We start from the raw sequence: 1,327 nt of genomic DNA on the forward strand, positions 1-1,327 counted from the left end.
GGCGGGTTTGGCGCGCAGCACCCTGTCGCTCAGCGGGGCACGCACGAACGGGCTGCCCGCGTCGGGCACGAACCCGGCCACCAGGCCGAGCACGCCCACCGCCAGTGCAGCCGCGGCCATCAGGCCGCCGTATGCCGTGCGTTTGCGCTTCACCCACCATCCTCCATTGTCGGCGGCGTCCGGCCCGCACGATGTGCCGCGCACGACATGCGCGTGCTCATTCGTGCCCATATCCGTACCCGTGTTCGCACAGGACGCACTGCGTTCCAAATTCCGTGGCTGGACCATGACCCGGCAAAAAGCAAATTCCGCGCCAAGGACCATGCGATGCGCGCCAGCCCGGCGACGCATCCCCCGGTGCCGGATCTGCGTCAGGCCGGAAATAGGGCAAAACGGGCACCGCAGTCGGAAACCCGACGCCGCATTGTCCCCCAGCATAGGGGGTGACGGCCCGGCGGGCAAGCCCCACGGCCATTTTGCCGGTAATCCGCCGTACTGGGGGCATGGGGTGCCCCTGCCTTGGGCGTCCGCCCCGGATGGGCCTGCCTGCCCGCAAAACGCCAAGGGCCGCCGCTCCCGAAACGGAAGCGGCGGCCCATCGACCGTCACTTTCGCAAAACTACAACCCCTTGCGCTCGAACCACCGGAACAGCAACAGCGCGCCCGCCACCATCGGCACGATGACCACCCAGTGGTTCACGCCCAGCAACTGAGGCAGGGTGACCTTGCCGAAGTCGCCCCAGGTCAGCAGGGTGGTCTTCATGGCCGGGTAGGCCTCTGCATACAGGGCAGCGCCGCACAGGCTGCCCAGAATGCCCCACAGGGCGTCCCAGCGGCCTTCGCCCAGCGCGCCCAGCGAGGTGCCGGGGCAGTAGCCCAGCAGCCCCCAGCCAAGGCCGAAGGCCAGCCCGCCCACGATGTTGCCGCCCAGCACCAGCGGCTTCACCGAAAGTTTCGCCATTTCCAGATCCACCAGCAGGTACACGCCCACCATGGCCACCACCACGGTGGAGAGCATGAACTTCACGATGGTCATGTCGCGCAGGCGCAGCGCGCCCAACTGCCTGTCGTGGCGCAGCACTTCGGAGCGTTGCAGGAATATGCCGAACAGAATGCCCGTGACGAGTCCGTACGTAAGGTCCATGGCTACCTCCCCCGGTACAGGATGTACGCCGTCACCAGCCCGCCCGCGAAGAAGCAGGCCAGCGCCACGAACCCGCTTGCCGCAAGCTGCAACGAGCCGCTCAGGCCATGCCCGCTGGGGCAGCCGTCGGCCAGACGCGCGCCGAACATGGCCAGCACGCCGCCGCAGAAGGCCGCCACGCCG

The 1,327-nt window shown here is 68.3% G+C and carries 2 protein-coding genes; both read right to left on the bottom strand.

The features are described from left to right. Positions 1-619: 619 nt before the first annotated feature. A complete protein-coding gene (locus FVW27_RS16010; protein WP_012611331.1) occupies positions 620-1,144 on the bottom strand; it encodes a DUF6691 family protein in 525 nt (174 codons plus the stop codon). A 2-nt stretch (positions 1,145-1,146) separates the two neighbouring features. Further along, positions 1,147-1,327 (bottom strand): YeeE/YedE thiosulfate transporter family protein (locus tag FVW27_RS16015; RefSeq protein ID WP_167127027.1); only part of this gene is annotated, 181 nt, incomplete at its 5' end.

The sequence above is a fragment of the Nitratidesulfovibrio liaohensis genome (assembly GCF_011682075.1).
Classification (GTDB): Bacteria; Desulfobacterota; Desulfovibrionia; order Desulfovibrionales; family Desulfovibrionaceae; genus Cupidesulfovibrio; species Cupidesulfovibrio liaohensis.

Bases quoted from the DNA above. Each gene is read 5' to 3' on its own strand.
- FVW27_RS16010 (WP_012611331.1), bottom strand. From the start codon at position 1,144: ATGGACCTTACGTACGGACTCGTCACGGGCATTCTGTTCGGCATATTC.